Raw genomic sequence first — 25,346 nt, 5'->3', positions numbered from 1 at the left:
GCGCTCAGCTGTCCTGCTCCTCCATGAGGCCCAGCATCTGCTCGGCCTCGGCCCGCCGGGCCCGCGCCGTCTCGTCGTCGCGAACCTCGCCGGAGCCGTCCGTGCCGCCATAGGCGTCGAGCACCGCACGCGCGCGTGCCGCCGCCTCCGCCGGCCGGCTCAGGTCCGCCGCCAGCCAGCCCGCCGCGAGCTCGGCACCGGTCCGGGCGTCCAGGGCGTCGTCCCCGAGCGAGGCGAACACCACGATCGCCTCCACCACCTGGGCCAGCGACTCCTCCAGCACCGCCCGGATCGAGTCGTCCTCGGCGTCCTCGGGCACGGAACGGGCCAGCAGGTCCCCGAACTGCCGGTGGGTGTGCCCCAGTTCGCCGACGAGCCGCTGCCACGCCTCCTCCTCGGCCTGCGTCTCGCCCAGCGCGACCTCGCACTCCCGGACCGCCTCCGTCATCAGCTCCCGTGCCGCGTCCGCCCCGTCCTCGGCACGCAGCGCGAGCCACGCGCGGGCGCGCAGGGAGCGGATCAGCCCGTGGACGTTGCCGAGGTCCCGCCACAGGCCGCCCGCGCGCGCGTACGCCCGATCCGCCTCGACGGGCAGACCCGCGGCCCCGAGGGACTCGGCGGCGAGGTGGGCGAGCGTCGCGTGGTCGTGCTGCTCGGGCCAGTGCCGGGCGATCTCGGCGGCCTGCAGGCGTCGTTCTGCCGCCTCCCGGTGCTCGCCCAGCTCGCTCAGACAGTCACCGAGCCACCATTGCGTCTGTACGACCGTCCCGTCGCCGTGCGTCTCGGCGCTCAGGTCGGGCAGCGCCGACTCCAGCACCTCGGCGGCCTCGGCCCACCGGCCCTGCCGCAGCAGGAACCCGCCCAGCTGGTGCCGGGCCAGGGCACCCAGCGTCGGGCCCTCCCCGGCCTCGTCGGCCCAGTGAGCGGCCTCCAGGGCGTGCTCGGCCGCCTCTTCGTCGTCACCCCGGCCGCCGACGACCTCGGCGAGCTGGAGACGCAGCTGGGCCCGCCCGATCGCCTCCAGGTGCGGGCCGCCGTGCTCCAGGGCCGCCCGCAGCGCCCGCTCGGTCCCCGCCGGATCGCCCAGGTGGTGCATGAGCCCGGCAAGGCGGGCCTCGTACTCCACCGCGAACCACGGCAGGCCCGCCTCCACGAACCCCGCCGCGGCCCATGTGAACAGCTCTGCGGCCGCCTCCACGTCCCCGGCCCGCGAGGCCAGCTCCGCCAGCATCGCCTGCGCCTCGGCGACCCGCGCGGCGAGCCGCACGTCGTCCCCGGTCCGTCCCTCGACGAGGGCGAGCACCTCCCGCACGGCCTGTTCCGCCTCCGGGAGGACCGCGTCCTCCTCGGCCTCGTGCACCCGCCGCATCAGGATGCGCGCCCGGGACATCAGCACCGACGCCGTCTGCCGTACGCCCGTGTCGTCCACGGAGTAGAGGGCGAGGACCTCGTCGTACAGCCCGGCGACCACGGTGAGCGCCTCGTCCACCTCGCTCGCCAGCGCGCGTACATAGGCGGCACGCGCGCGTGCCGCGAGCGACTCGCCGGGATCGCCCGCCTCCGCGTACAACTCGGCGGCCTGCTCGAACAGTTCGGTTCCCCCGGGACCCAGGTCCATCGCCTCGTGGTCGGCGATCTCCGCCCGGTCGCGCGGGTCCAGCTCAACGCCCTGCGCGGCCCGCGCGACCGCCGCCCACGCCTCGACGGCGTTCGGCTGAAGGGTGTCCGACAGCCGCCGCGCCTCGGCGATCAGCGCGGGCAGACCGGGCTCCTGGGCAGTCACCGGGGCCGGTGGCACGACCGCGGCAGCGGCGGCCGTCCGCACCGCCCGCACTCCCAGAGGCAGCCGTTCCACCAGCGGACGTCGGGCCATCCGCGCGCGTGCCCGCTCGCTGACATGGGCCGTGCCGTTGCGCTCGTCGAAGCGGGCGGCCAGCGCGAGGGCCTCTGCGCGCGCGTGGGCGGCGAGTTCGGCCGCGGTCCAGGACCGGCCCGCGGGTCCCGGCACCGGCCGGTCGCCCGGGCCCAGCTCGGTCAGCCGGTCCATGAGCAGGGCCACCACGGCCGTGAAGTCCAGCCTGCTGCGCGGATGACCGTCGTCCGTGAAGTACGCGGGACGCTCCGCGAGCAGCTCCAGACCGCGCGCCTCGTTGCCGCTGAGGGCGCAGAACTCGACATGGTCCGCGTAGGCGCTGCGCATGCTCTCCATGGACCGCACGAGCCTGAACCCCCGCAGATGGTTGGCGCGTGCCTCGTCGAGGCGGCCCAGCCGCAGCAGCGGCGTCAACGAGGACGCGAGGACCGCGTGCGGCTCGTGGGCGCAGGTGAACTCGCCCTCCAGGACCGGCGCCCACAACCCGAGCGCCTCCTCGTCCCTCCCGCGCTGCGCCTGCCACCAGCCCTGCTCGTGCAGCTCGCAGGCGTGACAGTCGGCCATGACGTCCCGGTCGGCGGCCAGCCACGCGGCGTACGCGCGCTCGGCCCGCGCCAGGTCCCCGACATGCGCGGCCACGCTGTACTCGGCGCTGCGCACGGCCCGTTCGGAGTGCCCGGCCAGCCGGTAGCGGTGCTCCATCTCGCCGAGCCACTTCTCCATGGCGGCGAGCGGGATGTGCGGCTGGTCGAGCATGCCGGTCGTCATCCACTTGAAGACCCAGTGCAGGGAGTGCGTCTCGTACTCGTCGAAGTCCTCGGGCCGCTCGTCCCACATGCGCAGCAGCCGCGCGAAGGGGACGAACATCTTGGCCTTCTCGGAGCTGTAGTTGTAGACCTTCAGCTGGTGTCCGAGTGCCTCGATCACCGCGAGCGGGATGTTCAGCTTCTCGGCCTCGGCGAGCAGCTGCTCCGCGCGCGCGTTGCGGGCGGGCCCCTCCGGTTCCTCGGCGTTCTCCGCCATCGCACGGCGCAGTGCGTCGAAGCCCGTGACCCCGTGGTCGCCGTCCATCCCGTCGATCCCGCTCATCACAGGCCCTCCTCGCCGTTCGTGGCCCACTCCAGCAGGCCCATGAAGGCCCGGTTCAGCAAGGCCGAGTCCGCGGGCCTGAGCGGGCGCTGGGCCATCAGCAGGGCCTGCCCGTACAGGGACTCGGTGGCGGTGCCGATCAGTTCCGGATCGCCGAGCGCACCGATCCGCCGTACCAGCGGGTTGAGATGGTTCAGCACGAGACGCGCGCGGGGGGCGCTGCCGCGCAGCGAGCCGAGGATGCCCGCCCACAGGTCGTCGGCCCGGTCCTCGGCCTCCGCACGCGCCTGCTCGTGCCGGGCGTCCCGGTCGTCCAGGTGCAGCGCGGGCACGGACAGTGGCCGGAACGCACGCAGGACCACGTCACAGCCCAGCGGATCGAGCCTGGCCCGCGCGGCCGCCAGGAAACCGGACAGCGCCAGCTCCTCGGCCGGGTCGACCAGGTCCATGTGGGCGGTGACGGTGTCCGCGTCCAACTCGGAGACGACCGTTCCCGGCCGCACCGAGGGCAGCGCCTCGACCAGGTCGCTGTCGTACGTGTAACCGCCGTTGACCACCCCGACGCCCTGCGCCGAGGCGATCGGCGCGACCTGCCGGTACTCCTCGACGGTCCGCGTGAAGTGCACCACCGGGTGCCGCTGCGCGAACTCCTCCAGCGACAGCCGCCCGTCGGTCGTCTCGAAGGGCAGCCACGGCAGCATCGTGCGCAGCATGTCCGAGTCGTGCCGCGCGAGCGACTTCACGCCCAGGTGGTGCACGGACAGGAAGGCCGCGAGCGGTTCCGGATCCCCTGCGGCGAGGCCCGTCAGCCAGGACCGGATCCTTTCCCCGAGTGCCTCCCGTACGGCCGCCAGCGTCTCGTCCTCGTACAGCGACTCGCGCGAGGCCGTGGGACGCAGGCTGTCGGTGTCCAGGACGCAGCGCACGAAGAACGCCCAGTCCGGCAGCAGCTGTTCGGCCCGCTCGGTCAGCAGCATGCCCTTGAGATGGACGCGGTGAGTCGCCCGCTGGGCGGGGCTGACCGCCGACGGCAGGACGTAGGCCACGCCCCGGATCCCGGCGAGCGGCACGTTCAGCTCGATCGAGTCCAGCGGGGTGAAGCCGAACAGCTCGTGACAGTGCCGGGCCAGGGCCACTCTGCGGGTGGCGGGGGAGGGGTGGGGCCGGTCCCAGGGGGCGGGCAGGTCGGTGACCGCCTCGTCGCCGACCCGGACGTCGTACGGCAGCAGGGAGCCGAAGTCCCGCGCGAGCCGGAGTACCCGCTCCGGCGTGAGCCACTCGCCGGCGCCCGCCCGCGCGACCAGGTGCACGGTGGTCCCCGGCTCCGGACGGGCCTCGGGGGGCAGCGTCCGCACTTCGTACGAACCGTCGTCGCTCGCCGTCCACTCCACGGGTGGCGCGTCCGGCGTACGGGCGCTGCGGCTGACCACCCGGATCCGCTCGGCGACCACGAAACAGGCGAGCAGACCGATGCCGAACTGGCCGAGGAAGTCGGAGCGGGCCTCCTGAAGTCCCTCGGCCCGCTTGGAGCTGCGTCCGATGGTGGCCAGCAGGCTGTGCACGTCCGCCTCGGTGAGCCCCACCCCGGAGTCCTCGACCCTCAGGGCGCCGTTCTCGGCGTACAACCGCACGAGGGCCGGGGCGTCCGGTTGTTCGGCCCGCCGGGCCGTGATCGCGTCCACCGCGTTCTGGAGCAGTTCGCGCAGATAGACCTTCGGGCTGGAGTAGAGGTGATGGGAGAGGAGGTCCACCAGACCGCGCAGGTCGACCTGAAACGTATGAGGTTGCTGAGGTACCTGGGGTGTCTGTGATGACTGTGAGGTCTGGGAATCCATCGTCGCAGCGCCGGTGGGAGGAACGTTCGCGCGGCGCGGGGTCGGGCGGTCCCGGGTGGGGCGGGGATCCGCGGGGATGGCCGGAGCGCGCCATCCTAAGTCCCCAACCAGCCGTCTGACCAGGGGTTTCCCAGTATGTATACGGCAATGTCAGTGGTGTGGTGTGCAATGGATCTCGTGCCCGCACTGGAAGAACCGTTGAAGAAGGTGCTCGGCCCCGCCACCGCGAAGGTGATGGCCGAGCATCTCGGCCTGCACTCCGTCGGCGACCTCCTGCACCACTACCCGCGCAGATACGAGGAGCGGGGGCAGCTGACCCACCTCGCCGACCTGCCGATGGACGAGCATGCCACCGTCGTCGCCCAGGTCGCCGACGCCCGTCTGCACACCTTCGCCTCCGCCAAGGCGCCGCGCGGCAAGGGACAGCGCCTGGAGGTCACCATCACGGACGGCAGCGGCCGCCTCCAACTGGTCTTCTTCGGCCACGGCGTTCACAAGCCCCACAAGGAGCTCCTGCCGGGCACCCGCGCGATGTTCGCCGGCAAGGTCTCCCTCTTCAACCGCCGCCTCCAACTGGCGCATCCGGCCTACGAGTTGCTTCGTGGGGATGCTGAGGAGACGGTGGAGACCTGGGCGGGCGCCCTGATCCCCCTCTATCCCGCCACCGCCAAACTGGAGTCCTGGAAGATCGGCAAGGCGATCCAGACGGTGCTGCCGAGCGCCCAGGAGGCGGTCGACCCCCTCCCGGAGTCACTCCGCGAGGGGCGCGGCCTGGTCCCCCTCCCCGAGGCACTCCTCAAGATCCACCGCCCGCACACCAAGGCCGACATCGCCGACGCCCACGCCCGCCTCAAGTGGGACGAGGCCTTCGTCCTCCAGGTGGCCCTGGCCCGCCGCCGCCACGCGGACGCCCAACTCCCGGCGGTACCGAGGAAACCCGCTCCGGACGGCCTCCTCTCGGCTTTCGACGACCGACTGCCCTTCACGCTCACGGACGGGCAGCAGAAGGTCTCCAAGGAGATCTTCGACGACCTGGCGACGGACCATCCGATGCACCGGCTGCTGCAGGGCGAGGTCGGATCGGGAAAGACCTTGGTGGCCCTGCGCGCCATGCTCGCCGTGGTCGACGCCGGCGGGCAGGCCGCCATGCTGGCCCCCACCGAAGTGCTCGCCCAGCAGCACCACCGGTCGATCGTGGAGATGATGGGGGAGCTGGCCGAGGGCGGCATGCTGGGCGGGTCCGAGCAGGGCACCAAAGTCACGTTGCTCACCGGTTCGATGGGGACGGCCGCGCGCAGGCAGGCCATGCTGGATCTGGTCACCGGTGAAGCCGGGATCGTGATCGGGACGCACGCGCTGATCGAGGACAAGGTGCAGTTCCACGACCTGGGCCTGGTCGTGGTCGACGAGCAGCACCGGTTCGGGGTCGAGCAGCGGGACGCCCTGCGCGGCAAGGGCAAGCAGCCGCCCCACCTCCTCGTCATGACGGCCACGCCCATCCCGCGCACGGTCGCGATGACGGTCTTCGGTGACCTGGAGACCTCCGTCCTGGACCAGCTCCCGGCCGGCCGCTCACCCATCGCCAGCCATGTCGTCCCCGCCGCCGACAAGCCCCACTTCCTCGCCCGGGCCTGGGAGCGGGTCCGCGAGGAGGTGGAGAACGGCCACCAGGCCTACGTCGTCTGCCCCCGCATCGGCGACGAGGAGGACGACCCGAAGAAGGCCAGGAAGTCCGCGGAGGACGAGGCCGAGAAGCGCCCGCCGCTCGCCGTCCTGGACATCGCCGACCAGCTCGCCAAGGGCCCCCTGAGCGGCCTGCGGGTCGAGGTGCTGCACGGCCGTATGCACCCCGACGACAAGGACGCGGTCATGCGCCGCTTCGCCGCGGGCGAGACCCACGTCCTGGTCGCCACCACGGTCATCGAGGTCGGCGTCAACGTCCCGAACGCCACGGCGATGGTCATCATGGACGCCGACCGCTTCGGCGTCTCCCAGCTCCACCAGCTGCGCGGCCGGGTGGGCCGCGGTTCGGCGGCGGGTCTCTGTCTCCTGGTCTCGGAGATGCCGGAGGCGAGCCCGGCCCGCCAACGCCTCAACGCGGTCGCCGCCACCCTCGACGGCTTCGAACTCTCCCGCATCGACCTGGAGCAGCGCCGGGAGGGCGATGTCCTCGGCCAGGCCCAGTCCGGCGCCCGCACCTCCTTGAGGGTCCTCGCCGTGATCGAGGACGAGGAGATCATCGCGGAGGCGAGGCAGGAGGCGACGGCGGTGGTGGAGGCCGATCCCGAGCTGACGGGACTTCCCGGCCTGCGCACAGCCTTGGACGCGCTCCTGGACGAGGAGAGGGAGCAGTACTTGGAAAAGGGCTGAGAAACTGGATCCCGTAACCATCCCCCGAACAAGGACCGAAGATGACTCGCGTGATCGCGGGCAGAGCCGGCGGACGCCGCCTGGCTGTCCCGCCGGGCAACGGAACCCGTCCCACCTCGGACCGCGCGCGCGAAGGTCTCTTCTCCACCTGGCAGTCCCTCCTCGGCGGCCCCCTGGACGGCGAACGGGTCCTCGACCTGTACGCAGGCTCAGGTGCCGTGGGCCTGGAAGCCCTCTCCCGCGGAGCGGGCCACACCCTCCTGGTCGAGGCCGACGCGAGAGCCGCCCGCACGATCCGCGAGAACGTCAAGAGCCTCGGCCTCCCCGGCGCCGAGGTACGGGCAGGCAAAGCGGAACAGATCATTCAACAACCGGCACCGACAGAGCCGTACGACCTCGTCTTCCTCGACCCGCCCTACCGAGTCACAGATCACGATCTTCGCGAGATTCTCCTCACACTCCGCACCGAACACTGGCTAGCGCCCGAGGCCCTGGTCACCGTGGAGCGCAGCACCAGAGGCGGAGAATTCCAGTGGCCGCCCGGTTTCGACGCGGTCAAGGCCCGTCGCTACGGCGAGGGAACGTTTTGGTACGGTCGCGCCGCCTCTACGTGCGAAGACGCACGATGACCGGACCGGAGAGCGAGGGATCTCAAGTGCGCCGCGCCGTCTGTCCCGGGTCGTTCGACCCGATCACCAACGGACATCTCGACATCATCTCCCGCGCCTCCCGTCTGTACGACGAGGTCTACGTCGCGGTAATGATCAACAAGTCCAAGAAGGGCCTCTTCGAGATCGACGAGCGGATCGACCTGATCCGCGAGGTCACCGCCGAGTACGGCAACGTGATCGTGGAGGCCTTCCACGGCCTCCTCGTCGACTACTGCAAGGAGCGCGACATCCCGGCCATCGTCAAGGGCCTGCGCGCGGTCAGCGACTTCGACTACGAGCTCCAGATGGCCCAGATGAACAACGGCCTCTCGGGCGTCGAGACCCTCTTCGTCCCGACCAACCCCACCTACAGCTTCCTGTCCTCCTCGCTCGTCAAGGAGGTCGCGACCTGGGGCGGAGACGTCTCCCACCTGGTCCCGCCGCTGGTCCTGGAGGCACTCAACAAGCGCCTGCGCAAGGACTGATGGGACTACAGTCGTCCCGTCCGTCTCCAACACAGCTGTAGAGAGTGGCGAGCACAGGTGGACGTGCAGAAGAAGCTCGACGAGATCGTCTCCGCGGTCTCCGGTGCCCGGTCGATGCCCATGTCGGCCTCGGTGATGGTCAACCGCGCCGAACTGCTCGCGATGCTCGAAGAGGTGCGCCAGGCCCTGCCCGGCTCCCTCGCGCAGGCCCAGGAACTGATCGGCGACCGCGAGCAGATGGTCGAGCAGGCCCGCCAGGAGGCCGAGCGGATCATCGGGCAGGCGCATGCCGAGCGCGGCTCCCTGATCTCCGACACCGAGGTCGCCCGCCGCTCCCAGGCCGAGGCCGACCGGATCCTGAACGAGGCCCGCCAGGAGGCCGAGGAGGTCAGGGCGGAGGCCGACGACTACGTCGACTCCAAGCTCGCCAACTTCGAGGTCGTCCTCACCAAGACCCTCGGCTCGGTCGGCCGCGGCCGCGAGAAGCTCCTCGGCACCGGCCCGGGCCTCGACGAGAACGGCTACGAGGACGAGGACGCCCCCGAGCGCAGCCACGACCCCGAGACCCTGCGCAAGGACGCCGACTCCTACGTCGACGTCAAGCTCGGCGCCTTCGAGGCCGTCCTCGCCAAGACCCTGGAGGCCGTCGGCCGCGGCCGCCAGAAGCTGCACGGCCGTATCGCCACGGACGACCTCGGCGCCCTCGCCGACGACACCTCCACCGTCCAGCACTCCAGCGACGCCGACTACCTCGCCGACCTCACCGCCCTCGCGGAGCAGGACGCCCGGACCCTGGCCCGCGGCCAGTCCGAGCAGCCGGCCCAGCAGCCGGACTACGCCCAGCAGCACGCATACGGCTACCAGCAGCAGAGCGACGCCTACGCCGCCTATCAGCAGCAGCCCGATCCCTACGCCCAGCAGGACCCGTACGGCTACCAGCAGGCCGATCCCTATGCCTACCAGGGCTACGACCAGCAGCAGTACGACCCGAACCAGGCCCAGCAGGCCCAGCAGGTCGAGCAGGCCCACCCGTCGCAGCAGAGCTACGCCCTGGACGAGACCAGCCTCTTCGACACGGGCATGATCACGCCGGAGCAGTTGAGGGCGTACGAGCAGGGTCGCGGCCAGTAAGAGACCACCGGATTGGGCCGTGAGCGAAAGGTCCAGTATCCTGGCTCTTCGGTCGCGCGTACGTCCGCGATCAACGCTGCCCGGGAGCACCGAAAGGGCGGCGACCCTTTGAGCTCGAAGATCGAAAGCAGGAATGGCCCTGAACGCCCGCCTCGACCACCGCAACCCTCTCGTGTTCGACACACACGAGCTGGGGCGGCGTCCTGGCGCGCTGCAGCGCCTGACCCGTGAGATCGACGCTCCCAAGGATCTCGGTATCCAGGGAGTGATCGGAGTGCCGGAAGGCGCCCCGGTCGTGCTCGAGCTCCGCCTCGAGTCGGTCATGGAAGGTGTGCTTGTCACAGGCACCGCCCGTGCACAGGCCGAGGGGGAGTGCGTAAGGTGTCTGGAGCCGCTTGAGCTGGTGCTCGAAGCGGATTTCCAGGAGATGTTCTCGTACCCTGACGCCGACGACCGTGGCCGCGTGAAAGCGGAACCGGCCGACGACGCCGAGGAAGACGAGGACAGGCTCTTCATCGAGGACGGCCTGTTCGACCTCGAACCCGTGCTGCGCGATGCGGTGGTGCTCGCACTGCCGATGCAGCCGGTGTGCCAGGACGACTGTCTGGGCCTGTGCTCCGAGTGCGGAGCCCGGCTCACGGACGACCCGGACCACCACCACGACGCCGTCGACATCCGTTGGGCGGCACTGCAGGGACTCGCCGGTTCACTCGAAGACGGCGAGAAGGACGAGATGAGCGGCGCCGAACCTGGCGTCGACGAGAAGCAGGAGAAGTAGCCGTGGCTGTTCCGAAGCGGAAGATGTCGCGCAGCAACACGCGCCACCGCCGGTCGCAGTGGAAGGCTGCGGTCCCCACCCTGGTTGCGTGCGAGCGCTGCCACGAGCCCAAGCTGCAGCACATCGCGTGCCCGGCTTGCGGCACCTACAACAAGCGCCAGGTCCTCGAGGTCTGAGCGGCTGGTGAGAGGCACTGTGTCCACGCCGAAGAAGAACGCGGGCGACAACCAGGCCTCGTCCCACACGCTGTTGGAAGGGCGGCTCGGGTACAAACTCGAGTCCGCCCTTCTGGTGCGTGCGCTGACCCACCGTTCGTACGCGTACGAGAACGGCGGTCTGCCGACCAACGAGCGGCTGGAGTTCCTCGGGGACTCCGTGCTCGGCCTCGTGGTCACGGACACGCTGTACACCACCCACCCCGACCTGCCCGAAGGCCAACTGGCCAAGTTGCGGGCCGCGGTGGTCAACTCACGCGCACTGGCGGAGGTCAGCCGAGGGCTCGACCTGGGCTCCTTCATCCGGCTCGGCCGTGGTGAAGAGGGCACAGGCGGCCGGGACAAGGCATCCATCCTCGCCGACACCCTGGAAGCGGTGATCGGCGCGGTCTATCTCGACCAGGGCCTCGAAGCGGCCTCCGAACTGGTGCACCGCCTGTTCGACCCGCTGATCGAGAAGTCCTCCAACCTCGGTGCCGGCCTGGACTGGAAGACCAGTCTCCAGGAGCTCACCGCGACCGAAGGGCTCGGCGTGCCCGAGTACCTGGTCACGGAGACCGGCCCCGATCACGAGAAGACCTTCACTGCTGCCGCCCGCGTCGGAGGCGTCTCGTACGGCACCGGCACCGGCCGCAGCAAGAAGGAGGCGGAGCAGCAGGCCGCGGAGTCCGCCTGGAGGTCCATCCGGGCCGCCGCGGACGAGCGCGCCAAGGCGGTAGCCGAGAAGGCCGTCGAGGCCGTTGAGGTCGTCGAAGCCGCCAAGGACGACGATGAAGGTCCGTCGTCCGTCTCCGCCTGACGCCTGGAAGCTCCAGCGCGTCCGGAAGAACAGCGCATTCGAGCGCCTGCCCCTGAACACCGGGGCGGGCGCTCGCTCATACACCGGTCCGTGACGGGGGAGCCCATGCCCGAGTTGCCCGAGGTCGAGGTCGTACGGCGGGGCCTGGCGCGGTGGGTCGCCCACCGTACGGTCGCCGAGGCCGAGGTGCTGCACCCGCGCGCGGTCCGCCGTCACCTCGCCGGTGCCGACGACTTCGCGCACCGCCTCAAGGGCCGCCGCGTCGGCACCCCGAGCCGCCGTGGGAAGTACCTCTGGCTGCCCCTGGAGGACACGGACCAGTCGATCCTGGCCCACCTCGGCATGAGCGGCCAGCTGCTGGTCCAGCCGCATGCGGCACCCGACGAGAAGCACCTCAGGATCCGGGTGAGGTTCGCGGACGACGTGGACACCGAGCTTCGTTTCGTCGACCAACGGACCTTCGGCGGGCTGTCGTTGCACGACAACACCCCGGACGGCCTGCCCGACGTCATCGCGCACATCGCGCGCGACCCTCTCGACCCGCTCTTCGACGACGAGGCCTTCCACCAGGCCCTGCGCCGCAAGCGCAGCACCATCAAACGGGCTCTGCTCGACCAGTCGTTGATCAGCGGAGTCGGCAACATCTACGCGGACGAGGCCCTTTGGCGCTCCCGCATCCACTACGAGCGCCCCACCGCGAACTTCACGCGCCCGCGCACGGCCGAACTCCTGGGCCACGTCCGGGACGTGATGAACGAGGCCCTCGCGGTCGGCGGCACCAGCTTCGACAGCCTGTACGTCAACGTCAACGGCGAGTCCGGCTACTTCGACCGGTCCCTCGACGCGTACGGCCGGGAGGGGCTGCCGTGCAAGCGGTGCGGTACGCCGATGCGCCGACGGCCCTGGATGAACCGGTCCAGCTACTTCTGCCCGAGGTGTCAGCGGGCGCCGCGCGTCACGTCGTAACGCTCGCGGGCGGCCAGGACGTCGTCCATGCGGCCCTCGACGAAGTGGATGAGGCCCAGCAGCCGCTCGGCGACCTCGTGGCCCAGCGGGGTCAGTTCGTAGTCGACCCGGGGCGGGTTGGTGGGCTGGGCCTCGCGGTGCACCAGGCCGTCGCGCTCCAGCGCCTGGAGCGTCTGGGAAAGCATCTTCTCGCTGACGCCGTCGACCCGGCGGCGCAGCTCGTTGAAGCGCAGCGAGCCCTCGTACAGGGCGCCGAGCGTGAGTCCGCCCCAGCGGCCCGTCACATGCTCCAGCGTGCCGCGCGAGGGGCAGACCTTGGCGAAGACGTCGTACGGGAGGTCCCGCGCCTCCAGGGGCTGCTGCGTGGTGTCCATATCACGAGCGTACTGGAAGACAGTACTAACCAACAGATTGCACTAACCATAAGTTAGCGCAATCTGCCTCAGTGTCCTCTAGTAGCCGAAGTCCTGCGTCCACCAGGGGCCGCCCGAACCGAAGACCACACCCACGCCCAGCGTCTTGAAGTCGCAGTTCAGTATGTTGGCCTTGTGGCCGGGGCTGTTCATCCAGGCCTCCATGACCGCCGCCGGGTCGGACTGGCCCCGGGCTATGTTCTCGCCGCCGAGGCTGGTTATCCCGGCCTGCGCGGCCCGGTCCCACGGCGTGGCGCCGCTCGGGTCGGTGTGGTCGAAGAACCCCTGGTCGGCCATGGCCTTGCTGAAGGCCCCGGCGAGATCGGCCAGCGCGCTGTTGGCGGCGACCGGGCTGCAGCCGACGTTCGCCCGCTCGGCATTGACGAGCCTGAGCACCTCGGCCGCCGCGGCGGCCTCGTTGGAGACCTCCACGGGCGCGGTGGTCTCCTTCTTCGCCGGCTCCTTCTCCTTCTGGGAAGGCGTCGTCTCCGGCTTCTTGCTCGGCGGGGCCGCCGGCTTCTTCGTCGGCTTCTCGGTCGGAGTGGCCGTCGAGGTCGAGGGGGACGGCGAGGACGAGGGCGAGGAGGCGCGGTCGGCGTCCCGGCTCGTCGAGCTGCCGTCCTCACGGCTGTCGGCGCTGCCGGAGTTGCCGCCCTGCTCGGCCGGGGAGTTGGTCGGCGAGCCCGCCGCCTGCACATCGCCGCCGGTGGTGCTGCCGCCGCCGAGCTTGTAGTTGTCCAGGCCGGGCACCACACCGGTGGCGACCGCGACCGTGCCTATCGCGACGGCCGCCGAGACCCCGAGCAGCCCGGTCTTGACCGGCGTCACGAGGTTCCTCTTGCGCCGGCGGTGCGACCCGCTGCGCCGGGAACCGTCGGCGGGCGTGTAGCCCTCGCCCCGGTAGAGCGCGTACTCCTCCTCCGACGCGAACAGGTAGGCGTCACTGCGCGCGTAGGGGTCGGGGTCTTCCTGACCTCGGTAGGTCGCGGTGCCCGCCGAGGCGAAGTTGTACGAGTCCTGTGGGTCGTAACCGCTCCCGTAGGAGTCGTGTGTCGCTGTTACCCCCGTGGCGCGGCCCGTGGCGGCGCGGCCGGCGGCGGAGCGTCGGTGGCGTCCCATGTGCTTGCCTTCCTAGTCCTCGTTCGTGAGGTCGACGCGTCCCCCCGGGTCAACCAAAGTCACAAAACCCACACCATCGAGTGAGTTTCGTATGAGATTCATTGGCAGCGGACAGTACCGCATGGCGCCTGGGGAGGGAGTGCCCAGAGAGACATTGGCCGGTTAGGTTGCACCCATGAGCGAGGATGTACGACTGGTCGCCTGGGTGCGCGGACGCGTCCAAGGTGTGGGTTTCCGCTGGTTCACGCGGGCCAAGGCCCTGGAGATCGGTGGCCTGAGTGGTTTTGCTCTCAATTTGGGCGACGGACGCGTGCAAGTGGTCGCGGAGGGCCCGCGAAAGGGATGCCAGGGACTCCTCGACTGGCTCCTGGGTGACGACACGCCCGGCCGCGTAGACGGTGTCACCGAGATCTGGGACACACCTCGTGGGGGTTACGACGGCTTCGCCATCCGATGAGCCGTTTCTGTAAAACGGCCCAGGCGGAAGCGGAGGGACATGCCACTGGCACCTGCCCGGAGCAGGAAGTCGCTGGTGGTTGCCAAGAAGGCCGTGCCGTGGCAAGCTCCGCGGCTAAGACTGATCGTCACGTCCCGAGGGCCCCGAGGGAGCCGCAGCGCCGCCGTCTCAGGTCGCGCCGGACCGGGTTGTCCGCCAATACGGGGCGTGATCGTGTTGACCGTCAAACTTTTTGGTGAGACGCTGAAAGCACCCCGCGCACCTTGGCTGTTTGGCATGGATGAACAGCAACATGAACTCAAGAGTGTCAAGCACCGCGGGTGCGAATCCCTCACGACCCACACCGCTTCGGTCGGTCACTCAGTGTGGAGGACCATCCATCATGGCAAAGGCGCTTCTCGGTTACGTCGGCGGCTCCGACCCTCGACTCCTCGCCGAGATGCGACGGCTCCAGCAGCGCGTACAGGATCTGGAATCCGAGCTCGTACGGATTCAGGCCGAGAACGACGCGCTCGCGGCTGCCGCTTCTCACGAAAGTCTCCTGGAGAGCATCGACGCACACCAGGCGGAGCCTGCGCTCACCTGATCACTGCATCGCTCCACGACAGCTCACGCAGTGGTTGGGCGGCCTGTATCAACCGCTAAGTTGTCAGAGTTTGCAAGGGACGCTTCGGCGTCCCTTCTTTCTTGCCCCCGTGCATCCTTTCACTCTCTTAACGTTTGGTGTGCCCTGCACGTTCAACGGTGAAACCGCGGGCAACAACGCGTTCATGGAGTGAGACACCCCCGGAAGGTAGAGTCCAGCGGCGTGCACCTCAAGGCGCTGACCCTCCGAGGGTTCAAGTCGTTCGCCTCGGCGACCACGCTCCGGTTCGAGCCGGGGATCACGTGTGTCGTGGGGCCGAACGGCTCAGGCAAGTCCAACGTGGTGGACGCGCTCAGCTGGGTCATGGGCGAGCAGGGTGCCAAGTCGCTGCGCGGCGGCAAGATGGAGGACGTCATCTTCGCCGGCACCACCGGCCGCCCGCCGCTGGGCCGCGCCGAGGTGTCCCTGACCATCGACAACTCCGACGGCGCCCTGCCCATCGAGTACGCCGAGGTCACCATCACGCGGATCATGTTCCGCAACGGCGGCAGCGAGTACCAGATCAACGGCGACACCTGCCGCCTCCTCGACATCCAGGATCTGCTCTCCGACTCCGGCATCGGCCGCGAGATGCACGTCATCGTCGGCCAGGGCCAGCTCGACTCCGTCCTGCACGCCGACCCGACGGGCCGCCGGGCCTTCATCGAGGAGGCCGCCGGAGTCCTCAAGCACCGCAAGCGCAAGGAGAAGGCCCTCCGCAAGCTCGACGCGATGCAGGCCAACCTCGCGCGCGTGCAGGACCTGACCGACGAACTCCGGCGCCAGCTCAAGCCGCTCGGCCGCCAGGCCGCGGTCGCCCGCCGGGCCGCCGTCATCCAGGCCGACCTGCGAGACGCCCGCCTGCGGCTGCTCGCCGACGATCTCGTACGACTGCGGCAGGCGCTCCAGACCGAGGTCGCGGACGAGGCCGCGCTGAAGGAACGCAAGGACGCCGCCGAGCTAGAGCTGAAGAAGGCCCTCCAGCGGGAGGCCCTGCTGGAGGACGAGGTCCGACAGCTCACGCCCCGGCTCCAGCGGGCCCAGCAGACCTGGTACGAGCTCTCCCAGCTCGCCGAGCGGGTGCGCGGCACGGTCTCGCTGGCCGACGCGCGGGTGAAGAGCGCGACCTCGGCGCCGCCCGAGGAACGGCGGGGCCGTGACCCCGAGGACATGGAGCGCGAGGCCGCTCGCATCCGCGAGCAGGAGGCCGAGCTGGAGGCTGCGCTGGAGGCGGCCGAGCACGCCCTGGAGGACACGGTCGCGCACCGCGCCGACCTGGAGCGGGAACTCACCCAGGAGGAACGGCGACTGAAGGACGTCGCCCGTGCCATCGCCGACCGCCGCGAAGGCCTCGCCCGGCTGGGCGGCCAGGTCAACGCGGCCCGTTCCCGCGCCGCCTCCGCCCAGGCCGAGATCGACCGCCTCGCCGCCGCCCGGGACGAGTCCCAGGAGCGGGCGGTCGCCGCGCAGGAGGAGTACGAGGCGCTGAAGGCCGAGGTGGACGGCCTGGACGCGGGCGACGCGGAACTGGCGGAGCGGCACGACGCGGCGAAGCGAGAGCTTGCCGAGGCGGAGGCAGCACTGACGGTGGCCCGAGAGGCGGTCACGGCGGCGGAACGCAAACGCGCGGCGACGCAGGCCCGGCACGAGGCGCTGGCAATGGGACTGCGGAGGAAGGACGGGACGGGAGCGCTGCTCGGCGCGAAGGATCGTCTCACCGGACTGCTGGGTCCGGCGGCGGAGTTGCTGACGGTGAGACCGGGGCACGAGGTGGCACTGGCCGCGGCGTTCGGCGCGGCGGCGGACTCCCTGGCGGTGACCTCGCCTTCGGCGGCGGCCGACGCGATCAGGCTGCTGCGGAAACAGGACGCGGGCCGAGCGTCACTCCTCTTGGCAGGGGCCCCAGAAGATACGCCCTTTGGGGGCGCGACCAGCCACGACGTGCCCGCGGACGCCACGCGGCACCACGCGGCAGATCTGGTCCGCGGCCCGTCCGACCTCATGCCGGCCGTCCGCCGCCTGCTCCACGGCATCGTCGTCGTCGGCACTCTCGAAGACGCCGAAGACCTCGTCTACGCCAACCCCCACCTCACCGCAGTGACCGCCGAAGGCGACCTCCTCGGCGCCCACTTCGCGCACGGCGGCTCCGCGGGCGCCCCCAGCCTCCTCGAAGTACAGGCATCCGTCGACCAGGCCGCCGCCGAACTCGAAGAGCTGGCCGTGCAGTGCGAGGAACTCAGCGAGGCCCAGCACGCGGTGGTGGCACACCGCAAGGAGTGCACGGCCCGAGTGGAGGAGCTCGGAGAGCGCCGCCGCGCCGCTGACCGGGAGAAGTCAGCCGTCGCCCAGCAGCTCGGCCGCCTCGCCGGCCAGGCGAAAGGTGCCGCTGGCGAGGCGGAGCGGTCCACCGCGGCCGCCACGCGAGCGCAGGACGCCCTGGAGAAGGCGCTCGAAGAGGTCGAGGAACTCGCCGAACGGCTCGCCGTCGCCGAGGAGATGCCGGTGGAGGAGGAGCCCGACACGTCGGTACGGGACCGTCTCGCCGCCGACGGCGCCAATGCCCGCCAGACCGAGATGGAGGCCCGCCTCCAGGTCCGTACCCACGAGGAGCGGGTCAAGGGGCTTGCCGGACGGGCCGACTCCCTCGACCGTGCCGCCCGTGCGGAGCGAGACGCACGCGCGCGTGCCGAACAGCGGCGGGCCCGGCTGCGGCACGAGGCCGCCGTGGCCGAAGCCGTCGCCTCCGGTACGCGGCAGCTGCTCGCCCACGTCGAGGTGTCCCTCGCGCGCGCGGACGAGGAGCGGACCGCCGCCGACGCCGCCAAGGCGCTCAGGGAGCGGGAGTTGACCGCCGCGCGGAACACCGGCCGCGATCTCAAGTCCGAGCTCGACAAGCTGACCGACTCCGTCCACCGCGGCGAGGTGCTCGGCGCCGAGAAGCGGATGCGGATCGAGCAGCTGGAGACCAAGGCGCTGGAAGAACTGGGTGTCGAACCGGCGGGGCTCATCGATGAGTACGGCCCCCACCAGCCGGTACCGCCCTCTCCGCCCGCCGAGGGCGAGGAGCTGCCCGACGATCCGGAGCATCCGCGCAACCAGCCGAAGCAGTTCCACCGGGCCGAGCAGGAGAAGCGGCTCAAGGCGGCCGAGCGGGCGTACCAGCAGCTCGGCAAGGTCAATCCGCTCGCCCTGGAGGAGTTCGCGGCGCTGGAGGAGCGGCACAAGTTCCTCAGTGAGCAGTTGGAGGACCTGAAGAAGACCCGCACCGACCTGCTTCAAGTGGTGAAGGAGGTCGATGAACGCGTCGAGCAGGTCTTCACCGAGGCCTACCGGGACACGGCCCGGGAGTTCGAGGGTGTCTTCAGCCGGCTCTTCCCCGGCGGCGAGGGCCGGCTCATCCTGACCGACCCCGACAACATGCTCACCACCGGCGTGGACGTCGAGGCGCGGCCGCCGGGCAAGAAGGTCAAGCGGCTGTCGTTGCTCTCCGGTGGCGAGCGCTCTCTCACCGCCGTGGCGTTGCTGGTGTCGATCTTCAAGGCTCGGCCCAGCCCGTTCTACGTCATGGACGAGGTCGAGGCCGCCCTCGACGACACCAACCTGCAGCGGCTGATCCGCATCATGCAGGAGCTGCAGGAGGCCTCGCAGCTCATCGTGATCACGCACCAGAAGCGGACCATGGAGGTCGCCGACGCGCTGTACGGCGTCTCCATGCAGGGCGACGGTGTGTCGAAGGTGATTTCACAGCGCCTCCGCTAGCCCTCCCTCAATGCTTCAAGACTTGAACACAAGTTGTTCCGCCGTGCCTCCTATCTCACACCACTTGCCCTCTTGACTTCGAAACTTGAAGGCATAGTCTCGGCAATGTTGTTTTTACCTTCAGGTACCACCTATCTGGAAGGGTCGCCCCCAGCCGGCAGCGTTGCCGGTGGCCCGAGGAGTACACGTGACCAGCACAGAGCAGGCGTCCAAGTCAGGAGCCCAGGCGGCTCACCCCGATCATCTCGGGCACGTCATCTTCATCGCGGCGGCGGCCGCGATGGGCGGTTTCCTCTTCGGCTACGACAGCTCCGTGATCAACGGCGCCGTCGAGGCCATCCGGGGCCGTTACGACATCGGTTCCGCGGCCCTGGCGCAGGTCATCGCCATCGCCCTGATCGGCTGTGCGATCGGCGCGGCGACCGCGGGACGTATCGCGGACCGCATCGGCCGCATCCGGTGCATGCAGATCTCGGCCGTCCTCTTCACGATCAGCGCCGTCGGCTCGGCCCTGCCCTTCGCGCTGTACGACCTGGCCTTCTGGCGGATCGTCGGCGGCTTCGCCATCGGTATGGCCTCGGTCATCGGCCCCGCCTACATCGCCGAGGTCGCCCCACCGGCCTACCGCGGTCGCCTCGGGTCCTTCCAGCAGGCCGCGATCGTCATCGGCATCGCCGTCTCGCAGCTGGTCAACTGGGGCCTGCTGAACGCGGCCGGCGGTGACCAGCGCGGCAAGCTGATGGGTCTCGAGGCCTGGCAGGTCATGCTCGGCGTCATGGTGATCCCGGCCGTCCTCTACGGCCTGCTCTCCTTCGCCATCCCGGAGTCCCCGCGCTTCTTGATCTCCGTCGGCAAGCACGAGCGCGCCCGGGAGATCCTCGAGGAGGTCGAGGGCGACAGGATCGACCTCGACGCGCGCGTGGCCGAGATCGAGAACGCCATGAAGAGCGAGCACAAGTCGACCTTCAAGGACCTGCTCGGCGGGAGCTTCTTCTTCAAGCCGATCGTCTGGGTCGGCATCGGTCTCTCGGTCTTCCAGCAGTTCGTCGGCATCAACGTCGCGTTCTACTACTCCTCGACGCTGTGGCAGTCGGTCGGCGTCGACCCGACGGACTCGTTCCTCTACTCCTTCACGACGTCGATCATCAACATCGTCGGCACCGTGATCGCGATGATCTTCGTGGACCGCGTCGGCCGCCGGCCGCTCGCCCTGATCGGTTCGGTCGGCATGGTGATCGGTCTCGCACTGGAGGCCTGGGCGTTCTCCTTCGACCTGGTCGACGGCAAGCTGCCGGCCGCGCAGGGCTGGACCGCGCTGATCGCCGCGCACGTCTTCGTCCTCTTCTTCGCCCTGTCCTGGGGTGTGGTCGTCTGGGTCTTCCTCGGCGAGATGTTCCCGAACCGGATCCGCGCCGCCGCGCTCGGTGTGGCCGCGTCCGCGCAGTGGATCGCCAACTGGGCCATCACCGCGAGCTTCCCGTCGCTGGCCGATTGGAACCTCTCCGCGACCTACGTGATCTACACGGTCTTCGCCGCGCTCTCCATCCCGTTCGTCCTCAAGTACGTCAAGGAGACGAAGGGCAAGGCGCTGGAGGAGATGGGCTGACGGCCCCTACGAACCCGGGGGGAGGGGCCAACACCCCGCTGCCCTTCTCCCCGCACCCTCCGCCGCCCCCGGTCCGGCAACCGTCTGGACCGGGGGCGGCGGTGTTGTCCGCGTGGGTCACCAGATGAGGACGCCGCCGCCGATCTCCAGGGCCTTGCGGATGCTCTCCTCGATGATCTGCAATCGAGTCTCGATCTGGTGCCGGTGCTCCTCGACGGTCCGTGGCCGCTGCGTGCCGTGGGCGGCCTCGTCAAGGCGGGAGCGCAGCAGGGCGACCTCGCGCTGGAACTCGGGTACCTCCTCGGCCTCGACATAGAGGTCGCCCTCGGCCAAGACAGGCAGGAAGCGCGCACCGAGCGAGCGCACGAACTCCGAGCCCCACACCGTCGTACGCCACGACTCGAAGCCGCCGGACTGGTACACGCCGTCCGGCACGTCGAGTATCCGCCGCTTGCCGTCCGGCTCCCGGACGAACACTTCCACCAACAAGCTCATGGGCTCAGTGGAGCATCGCCGAGTCCTCGTCGACCACCGGATATCGCCCGGCTCAGCCGTTCAGCGCCGGAAGCACCCGCTGCGCGAACAACCGCAGACTCCGCCACCCCTCCTCCACCGGCATCCCGCCCGCCAGCGGATGCAGGACGAGATTGTCGAGCCCCTGCTCCACGCACTCGTCCGGGGTCAGGATCCGGTACACGCCCTCCGCGCGCAGCTCCTCCACGCTCGCAGCGGCCGACCGCACCGCCGAGCGGATGTCGCCGGACTGCCAGGAGGCGTAGGTCCGGGCCTCGTGGAGGAAGTGCTCTCCGTGACGCGCCCACGCCTCGTCCGGGTTCTCGGCGATGTGCAGCAATGGTGTCTCGGCCGTCGGCATCATGGTCCAGCCCTCGGTGCCGTACTCGACGAGCCGCTCCTTGTAGTACGCCTCCAGTTCCGGAAGGTGGGCGCTGGGGAAGAAGGGGAGGCCGAGGCGGGCGGCCCGGCGGGCGGCGGCCTTGGAGGAGCCGCCGACCAAGAGGAGGGGGTGCGGGTCGGTGAAGGGGCGCGGGGTGATCCGTACCGTACGACCCCGGTACTCGAACTCCTCGCCGGTCCAGGCCTTCAGCAGGGTCTCCAGCAACTCGTCCTGCAGGCGGCCCCGCCGCCTCCACTCCACGTCGAACAGGGCGTACTCCTCGGGCCGGTACCCGATCCCGGCGACCGTCACCAGCCGACCGCCGCTCAGCAGATCCAGTACGGCGATCTCCTCGGCCAGGCGGAGCGGGTCGTGCAGGGGGCCGATCACGGCGGAGACGGTGACCGCGATCCTCCGCGTCGCGCCGAACACCGCGCCCGCGAAGGCGAACGGCGACGGCAGCCAGTTGTTGTCGACGCCGTGGTGCTCCTCGGTCTGCACGGTGGTGATCCCGTGCTCGTCGGCGTACGCGGCCATGTCCAGGGCGGCCCGGTAGCGGGCGCTGAGGGAGGCGGGCGTCGCGCCGGGCTCGACGAGGTTGAAACGGACGACCGTGACGGGCATGGGGGTCCCCCTTCACCGGGCGGGTGGTGCGGGGACGGTAGCTGACGAGGCATCAGATTTCTATGGAGGCGGCACGCGCGGGCCGTAGAGAGAGCGCGTTCCGGATCAGATGATGGCGTCGACACCTTCAGTCGTCCGCCCGGCCGGTTCGACGGCCGCCGGCTTCGTCAGGACCCCGTACAGCAGCCCGGAGATCACGATCGTCGCCGCCCAGCCGAGGCCGTACTCGCCGATCGGGTTGTTCGAGGCGAGCGGGCCGGTGAACCAGTCGGAGGTGGTGAACAGCAGCCCGGCACCGAGTCCGGCCGCCCATGCGGTGACCGCCGCCGGGCTGAAGCCGCCGCGATACCAGTAGGCGCTGGTCCGTGTCGTGTCGAGCAGGGCCTCGCCGTCGTACGACGTCCGGTGCAGCAGGTCTACGCCGAAGACCCCGGCCCAGGCCGAGAAGGCCACCGCGAGAAGGGAGAGGAAGGCTGTGAACGTATCCAGGAAGCTCGTCGCGGCCAGCATGAGGACGCCGCCGAGGACCAGTGAGATCACCGCGTTTACCGAGACCGCCCAGTGCCGCGGGACCCGGAAGCCGAGGGTCTGCGCGGTGAAGCCCGCGGAGTACATGGACATCGAGTTGATCAGCAGCGTGCCGGCCAGGGCGATCAGGAGGTAGGGGACGGCGAGCCAGAGCGGAAGGATCTCGCCCAGAAAGGAGACCGGGTCCGGGGCGGAGGCCAGGCTCGGGGTCGCGGACGCCATGACCATGCCCATGAGGACCAGCGGCAGGACCACGACGCCGGCGCCACCCACCGTGTTGCGTACGATCGCCGCCGAGGAGGCCGTACCCGGCAGATAGCGCGTGAAGTCGGGGGAGGAGGGCACCCAGCTGATCCCGCCCGCGGCGATCAGACCGATGGCCGTGATCATCGCCGACGCCGGTCCCGCGCCCCGCCCGAAGACCTTCACCCCAGTCCGTGTCGACGATCAGACGGGCGAGCACCAGGACGGAGAAGGCGCCGAAGAGCCAGGCAGCCCACGTGGCGCACCTCTGCACGGCGTTGATCCCCAGACCCGAGATCGCGAAGGTCGCGACCACGAAGAGCAGCAGCGTCACGACGATCAGCGCGGTGCCGCTCCGGACGTCGAAGAGGATGTCCACGGCCTCGAACAGATCCCCGAGGCCGAGCGCACCGCGAAGACACGTGAGCTCTTCCCCACCTGGGTCGCCGCCAACATCAGCGTCCTGCTCCTGACCATGGGGGCGGGCCTGTCCGTCTCGTACGGCTCGACTTCTGGCAGATCCTGGTCGTCGGCGCCACCGCGCCGATCGTGTCGTACGGCCTGGTCGGGCTGATCGGAATCGCCGGCAAGCGCGGCGGCGCACCCGGCATGGCGCTGTCCCGGGCGGTGTTCGGACAGCGGGGCAATCTGCTGGTTTCGAGACCGCTCATGAGCAGCCATCGTATATTAGGCCTACTAAAAGCCATTTTGTGGCTATTTTCCCCGTGTGAAAACACAAGCTGGGTTCGGTCGTGACGCATGGCCGATACTGGGTGCGTTATGGAAACCGTCATCCTTGCTGTAGTCATCGCCGTGGTCGTGCTCGGTGTGCTCGGCGGGCTCGTCGTCGGCAGTCGGCGCAAGAAGCCGCTGCCCCCGCCACCTCCCGCCGCGCCCGACATCACCGCCCCTCCGGCCGAGCCGCACGTCGGCGACGAGGCCGAGACGCCGCGCGACGAACCGCGCCGGACCATAGAGGAGGTGGACCTCCCGGACGGCTCGGCGCCGCCCGTCGTAGAAGAGCTCCCCCCGACCGAGATCGAAGTCCCGGAGCCCACCGCCGGCCGCCTGGTCCGGCTGCGCTCCCGGCTCTCCCGCTCGCAGAACGCGCTGGGCAAGGGGCTGCTCACGCTCCTGTCGCGCGAGCACCTCGACGACGACACCTGGGAGGAGATCGAGGACACCCTCCTCACCGCCGACGTCGGCGTGGCCCCCACCCAGGAGCTGGTCGACGGGCTGCGTGAGCGGGTGAAGGTGCTCGGCACCCGCACCCCGGACGAGCTGCGCGGGCTGCTGCGTGAGGAGCTGCTCAAGCTGGTCGGCACCGAGGTCGACCGCACGGTGAAGACCGAGCCCGAGGAGCGCAAGCCGGGCATCGTGATGGTCGTCGGCGTCAACGGCACCGGCAAGACCACCACCACCGGCAAGCTCGCGCGCGTGCTCGTGGCCGACGGACGGAGCGTGGTTCTGGGCGCCGCGGACACCTTCCGTGCCGCCGCCGCCGACCAGCTCCAGACCTGGGGCGAGCGGGTGGGCGCCCACACCGTGCGCGGACCCGAGGGCGGCGACCCCGCCTCCGTCGCCTTCGACGCGGTGAAGGAGGGCAAGGAGATGGGGGTCGACGTGGTCCTCATCGACACCGCGGGGCGGCTGCACACCAAAACCGGTCTCATGGACGAGCTCGGCAAGGTCAAGCGGGTCGTCGAGAAGCACGCCCCGCTCGACGAGGTGCTGCTGGTCCTGGACGCCACCACCGGGCAGAACGGCCTGGTGCAGGCCCGCGTCTTCGCCGAGGTCGTCGACATCACCGGCATCGTCCTGACCAAGCTGGACGGCACGGCCAAGGGCGGCATCGTGGTCGCGGTCCAGCGTGAACTGGGCGTTCCGGTCAAGCTGATCGGCCTCGGAGAGGGTGCCGACGACCTGGCACCGTTCGAGCCGGCGGCGTTCGTGGACGCGCTGATCGGCGACTGAGCCGCCGTACCCGCGGCGGGTGAAGCCGTGAGCGCGAAGAAGCGCCCGCCCCCAAGGTGCAGTTGAGGGCGGGCGCTTCGCTGTGTACGTCTACGCCTGTGACCGGTGTGCCACGTAAGCCAGTGTCCCCAGCAGCAGGCGGGCCGCCGGCGGCTTCGTCGCGGTGTCCAGAGAAGGCGGCCGAAGCCACTGCACCGGCCCCAAGCCGCCCCGGTCCGACGGCGGAGCCGTGATGCAGGTGCCGGAGCCCAGGCCGCGCAGGTCGAGGGAGGCGGCGTCGTCCCAGCCCATGCGGTAGAGGAGTTCGCCCAGGTCGGACGCGGCGCCGGGGGCGACGAAGAACTGGGCGCGGCCCTCGGGGGTCGCGGTCACCGGGCCGAGGGGGAGGCCCATGCGCTCCAGGCGGACCAGGGCGCGGCGGCCGGCCGGCTCGGCGACCTCGATGACGTCGAAGGCGCGGCCGACGGGCAGCATCACCGAGGCGCCGGGGAACTCGGACCACGCCTTGGTCACGTCGTCGAGCGTGGCCCCGGCCGGGACCGGAGGTGCGAAGTCGAGGGGGTGGGCGCCGGGGCGACGGCAGTCCGCGCGGCCGCAGGAGCAGGCGCCGGCCGCAGCGCGCGCGCCCGGGACGACGTCCCAGCCCCAGAGTCCGGTGAACTCGGCGACGGTGGTGCACTCCGAGGAGCGGCCGCGCCTGCGGGTACCGGAACGGATCTCCCGAATGCCGCCGATCGTGAAGCCCATGCCCCCTCCAACGGGTCCAGCGCGCCGGTGGTTACGCGACGGACGCGGCCAGTCACTCTCCGTTGCTTCTTCCGGGCGACATCGGCGCTCGGAGGTGCCCCGGGTGGTGCGCTGGGTCATGTGCGCCCCTGAGTGCACCGCTCCGCCTACCCCTGCTCGGTCTAT

At 70.3% G+C, this 25,346-nt stretch carries 20 protein-coding genes and 2 pseudogenes; 14 read left to right on the top strand and 8 right to left on the bottom strand.

Going from position 1 to position 25,346, the window contains the following annotated elements:
* Positions 1-4 precede the first annotated feature (4 nt).
* Complete coding sequence (locus RNB18_RS13860; RefSeq protein ID WP_311714411.1) at positions 5-2,962, bottom strand: tetratricopeptide repeat protein; 2,958 nt, start codon at positions 2,960-2,962, stop codon at positions 5-7.
* Positions 2,962-4,797 (bottom strand): HSP90 family protein, encoded by a 1,836-nt coding sequence (locus tag RNB18_RS13855; RefSeq protein ID WP_311714410.1) that lies wholly within the window; start codon positions 4,795-4,797, stop codon positions 2,962-2,964. Before RNB18_RS13855 ends, RNB18_RS13860 begins: the two co-directional genes overlap by 1 nt.
* A 168-nt stretch (positions 4,798-4,965) precedes the next feature.
* On the opposite strand from RNB18_RS13855, the gene recG reads away from it, so the two are divergent.
* The 8 genes from recG (at position 4,966) to mutM (ending at position 12,191) form a co-directional block, all read left to right on the top strand.
* Positions 4,966-7,167 carry an ATP-dependent DNA helicase RecG gene (recG, locus tag RNB18_RS13850; protein WP_311714409.1) on the top strand — a complete coding sequence of 734 codons (2,202 nt, stop codon included), beginning with the start codon at positions 4,966-4,968 and terminating at the stop codon, positions 7,165-7,167.
* 41 nt (positions 7,168-7,208) lie between these two features.
* Entirely contained in the window at positions 7,209-7,796 is a 588-nt protein-coding gene (gene rsmD, locus RNB18_RS13845; protein ID WP_311714408.1) for a 16S rRNA (guanine(966)-N(2))-methyltransferase RsmD, read from the top strand.
* A 26-nt stretch (positions 7,797-7,822) separates the two neighbouring features.
* Positions 7,823-8,302 carry a pantetheine-phosphate adenylyltransferase gene (coaD, locus tag RNB18_RS13840; protein WP_057616492.1) on the top strand — a complete coding sequence of 160 codons (480 nt, stop codon included), beginning with the start codon at positions 7,823-7,825 and terminating at the stop codon, positions 8,300-8,302.
* A 57-nt stretch (positions 8,303-8,359) separates the two neighbouring features.
* Positions 8,360-9,433, top strand: coding sequence for an ATP synthase F0 subunit B (locus tag RNB18_RS13835; RefSeq protein WP_311714407.1), 1,074 nt, complete (start codon positions 8,360-8,362; stop codon positions 9,431-9,433).
* A gap of 133 nt (positions 9,434-9,566) precedes the next feature.
* Positions 9,567-10,211: a YceD family protein gene (locus RNB18_RS13830; protein ID WP_057616496.1), complete on the top strand. Its 645-nt coding sequence runs from the start codon at positions 9,567-9,569 to the stop codon at positions 10,209-10,211.
* 2 nt (positions 10,212-10,213) lie between these two features.
* Entirely contained in the window at positions 10,214-10,387 is a 174-nt protein-coding gene (gene rpmF / locus RNB18_RS13825) for a 50S ribosomal protein L32 (protein ID WP_006139588.1), read from the top strand.
* A 19-nt stretch (positions 10,388-10,406) separates the two neighbouring features.
* On the top strand, positions 10,407-11,225 hold the full coding sequence (gene rnc / locus RNB18_RS13820; RefSeq protein ID WP_311714761.1) for a ribonuclease III: 819 nt from the start codon (positions 10,407-10,409) through the stop codon (positions 11,223-11,225).
* Positions 11,226-11,330: 105 nt separating this feature from the next.
* A complete protein-coding gene (mutM, locus tag RNB18_RS13815; protein ID WP_062045808.1) occupies positions 11,331-12,191 on the top strand; it encodes a bifunctional DNA-formamidopyrimidine glycosylase/DNA-(apurinic or apyrimidinic site) lyase in 861 nt (286 codons plus the stop codon).
* Here the strand turns inward: mutM and RNB18_RS13810 are convergent.
* Together RNB18_RS13810 and RNB18_RS13805 are read right to left on the bottom strand one after the other, a co-directional pair.
* Positions 12,164-12,565, bottom strand: coding sequence for a winged helix-turn-helix transcriptional regulator (locus RNB18_RS13810; protein WP_311714405.1), 402 nt, complete (start codon positions 12,563-12,565; stop codon positions 12,164-12,166). The two genes, mutM and RNB18_RS13810, sit on opposite strands and share 28 nt — an antisense overlap.
* A 78-nt stretch (positions 12,566-12,643) precedes the next feature.
* Complete coding sequence (locus RNB18_RS13805; protein ID WP_311714404.1) at positions 12,644-13,723, bottom strand: CAP domain-containing protein; 1,080 nt, start codon at positions 13,721-13,723, stop codon at positions 12,644-12,646.
* Between the two features lie 175 nt (positions 13,724-13,898).
* Here RNB18_RS13805 and RNB18_RS13800 point away from each other — a divergent pair, with 175 nt between their 5' ends.
* The 4 genes from RNB18_RS13800 to RNB18_RS13785 all read left to right on the top strand — a co-directional run bounded on the left by RNB18_RS13800 (position 13,899) and on the right by RNB18_RS13785 (position 20,170).
* Positions 13,899-14,180: an acylphosphatase gene (locus RNB18_RS13800; protein ID WP_311714403.1), complete on the top strand. Its 282-nt coding sequence runs from the start codon at positions 13,899-13,901 to the stop codon at positions 14,178-14,180.
* 382 nt (positions 14,181-14,562) lie between these two features.
* The gene (locus tag RNB18_RS13795) at positions 14,563-14,766 is read left to right on the top strand and encodes a hypothetical protein (protein ID WP_057616507.1); all 204 of its coding nucleotides are present in this window, start codon (positions 14,563-14,565) and stop codon (positions 14,764-14,766) included.
* A gap of 222 nt (positions 14,767-14,988) precedes the next feature.
* Entirely contained in the window at positions 14,989-18,564 is a 3,576-nt protein-coding gene (gene smc, locus RNB18_RS13790) for a chromosome segregation protein SMC (RefSeq protein WP_311714402.1), read from the top strand.
* Positions 18,565-18,751: 187 nt separating this feature from the next.
* Entirely contained in the window at positions 18,752-20,170 is a 1,419-nt protein-coding gene (locus tag RNB18_RS13785; RefSeq protein WP_311714401.1) for a sugar porter family MFS transporter, read from the top strand.
* Between the two features lie 117 nt (positions 20,171-20,287).
* Here RNB18_RS13785 and RNB18_RS13780 read toward each other — a convergent pair whose 3' ends face one another.
* The 3 genes and pseudogenes from RNB18_RS13780 to RNB18_RS13770 form a co-directional block, all read right to left on the bottom strand.
* Complete coding sequence (locus RNB18_RS13780; RefSeq protein ID WP_311714400.1) at positions 20,288-20,665, bottom strand: hypothetical protein; 378 nt, start codon at positions 20,663-20,665, stop codon at positions 20,288-20,290.
* A gap of 52 nt (positions 20,666-20,717) precedes the next feature.
* Positions 20,718-21,689 (bottom strand): LLM class flavin-dependent oxidoreductase, encoded by a 972-nt coding sequence (locus RNB18_RS13775; RefSeq protein WP_311714399.1) that lies wholly within the window; start codon positions 21,687-21,689, stop codon positions 20,718-20,720.
* Positions 21,690-21,794: 105 nt separating this feature from the next.
* Positions 21,795-22,836 (bottom strand): annotated as a pseudogene (locus RNB18_RS13770) (cytosine permease); the annotation flags it as partial.
* 15 nt (positions 22,837-22,851) lie between these two features.
* Here RNB18_RS13770 and RNB18_RS13765 point away from each other — a divergent pair.
* A pseudogene (locus RNB18_RS13765) lies at positions 22,852-23,114 on the top strand (cytosine permease); the annotation flags it as partial.
* Positions 23,115-23,240: 126 nt separating this feature from the next.
* The gene (ftsY, locus tag RNB18_RS13760) at positions 23,241-24,434 is read left to right on the top strand and encodes a signal recognition particle-docking protein FtsY (RefSeq protein WP_311714398.1); all 1,194 of its coding nucleotides are present in this window, start codon (positions 23,241-23,243) and stop codon (positions 24,432-24,434) included.
* Between the two features lie 90 nt (positions 24,435-24,524).
* Here ftsY and RNB18_RS13755 read toward each other — a convergent pair whose 3' ends face one another.
* Positions 24,525-25,181 carry a bifunctional DNA primase/polymerase gene (locus RNB18_RS13755; protein WP_311714397.1) on the bottom strand — a complete coding sequence of 219 codons (657 nt, stop codon included), beginning with the start codon at positions 25,179-25,181 and terminating at the stop codon, positions 24,525-24,527.
* Positions 25,182-25,346: the final 165 nt, after the last annotated feature.

The sequence above is a fragment of the Streptomyces doebereineriae genome (assembly GCF_031845645.1).
Classification (GTDB): Bacteria; Actinomycetota; Actinomycetes; order Streptomycetales; family Streptomycetaceae; genus Streptomyces; species Streptomyces canus.
Note: the sequence above shows the minus strand (reverse complement) of the source record. Positions and strands in the feature narration are given on the sequence as shown.